At 56.8% G+C, this 1822-nt stretch carries 2 protein-coding genes; both read right to left on the minus strand.

From position 1 onward, the window contains the following. Positions 1-108: 108 nt before the first annotated feature. Positions 109-444, minus strand: a complete 336-nt coding sequence (locus AB0M99_RS37725; protein WP_365928784.1) for a hypothetical protein — start codon at positions 442-444, stop codon at positions 109-111. A 260-nt stretch (positions 445-704) separates the two neighbouring features. Then, on the minus strand, positions 705-1448 hold the full coding sequence (locus AB0M99_RS37730) for a polymorphic toxin-type HINT domain-containing protein (RefSeq protein WP_365928786.1): 744 nt from the start codon (positions 1446-1448) through the stop codon (positions 705-707). Positions 1449-1822 lie beyond the last annotated feature (374 nt).

Raw genomic sequence — 1822 nt, forward strand, 5'->3', positions numbered from 1 at the left:
TCTCCTACACGCCCTTCACCCGCCCGCTCGACCTCCTCGGACTATCCCTGACCTGCGACGCAGCATGATCAACACGACAATGAATCAGCCCTGGGAGCCGTAAGGCTTTCAGGAATCCTCAGGTTGGCGCTGCTCATCCTCTAGGAACTCGTTGAGAAGTTCGAAAAGAGTTGACACTGCATGTGAGCCTTCTTCGCCTTCAAGGTTATGCCAATTCTCTCGATGGAGATCGGAAAGTTCCGTCTCGAGAAGCACCAGTACTGGCCAGAACAGGTTCCTGCCACCTTTTCCCGATCGGGTTGCCAGCCACTCACTGAAATCGCCCAGCAACGATCCCTCCATGGCTGTATCCATGCCGACCAGGAAGGCTACATACTCCGAGAATGAGCCATCGAGGCCAAACATTCCAGGTCGTAGTCGCGCATTCGCGATCGCGGTGTGCAAAGTGTTACACCCCCTCCGTCTTACGGGAAGAACTTCCAGAAATTCTTGTCTGCATCGTATCTCAACGATCCCATCGTGAAGTCGTATAGTTCGTCGGCATCCTCCCATTGCTTCTTATAGTCATCTAGCAATTCACCTTTGCGTCCCGTCCAGGCATCGAAAACTCGGCCATCCTTCACTACGGCGACATGGTCACTCCAGCCCACATCTTGACCTCGGTACCGCCAGAGCCTACTGCCCATGCCAGGCTTGACCGTGATCTACATTACCTCGCCTCCGCCGAGAATTTCCATGATTTTCACCGCGCAAATCTCGCACCCACCCTTATCGCTGGAGAGCGTATTGGGATTCCTTGCGGACCATCCATCACCTAGATCAGGTGCGAGTACGTCGCAGTCGGCGTTGTGGACGAGAAGCGGGGTCGTGCCAGCAATTACGTAGTACGTATGGAGCTCTTCCACGGTCAGGTTGTATGTTCGGGCATGCTGGTTGTAGGAACGATTTTCGATGACCCGGACCGTCTCGCCAGAGGCTGTCAAGAGGTCCTCGCCCGCGCGCAATTGGCCCGCTTCGAGCCATCGTTTGACTGTAGGGCTCCAAAACGGGTGCTCGAAGGTGGCCGTTAGCTTTCGGCGTCCCTGATCGGTTTCGACGGTGAGCTCGTTGAAGTGCTTATCATCTTCGGTCGCGATGTGCCGAGTTACGGTCCTCGTGGCCGAAGCACCAGTCAGGGGGTCGGTTGCTCGTACCTGATCTCCGACCCTGATTTCTTCGATCCTTCTGGCGCTTCCGTCTCCCATCAGGACCCTAGTACCTGACGGGAAGCATTTACATCCCGACTTGCCGAGCAGACCCTTTAGGGTAAAACCAGCCGCACGTAGCATGCGCATCTTGCTACCCATGACCTGGTCCTTCGCCAGGTCAACACAAGCTTCTAGGTCTTGTTCGAGACAGTTGTAGAAGTTGCTCAGACCAAGAGCCTCTTTAGATGTCTTTTCGGCCATAGGGCCGAGTGTTGTGGCGAGTTGATGTGCGATGACGCGGCCGGGCCCCCTTTTTCCAGCATTCGATGGCGCCTTGTTCCTCGGACGTGCATCCGAGGCCGGCGAACTGGCAGCGGTACTGTTTGCGGGCTTGGTTGCCGGGATCGTTGGACTTGAGGCGGGCTTCTGCCCATATTTCATGCTGTCGCTCGGAAGCGTCTTTGAAGGCTGCTTCGGCGACAGGGCTGATTCATTGTCGTGTTGATCATGCTGCGTCGCAGGTCAGGGATAGTCCGAGGGGGTCGAGCGGGCGGGTGAAGGGCGTGTAGGAGACTTCTCGGAGTCCGGCGGCGATGTTGTGGTGGCCGGCGTCGCGGAGGGTGTTGATCGCGAGG

This window comes from Streptomyces sp. NPDC051183, from assembly GCF_040682455.1.
GTDB lineage: Bacteria > Actinomycetota > Actinomycetes > Streptomycetales > Streptomycetaceae > Streptomyces.

Bases quoted from the DNA above. Each gene is read 5' to 3' on its own strand.
- AB0M99_RS37730 (WP_365928786.1), bottom strand. From the start codon at position 1,448: ATGGCCGAAAAGACATCTAAAGAGGCTCTTGGTCTGAGCAACTTCTAC.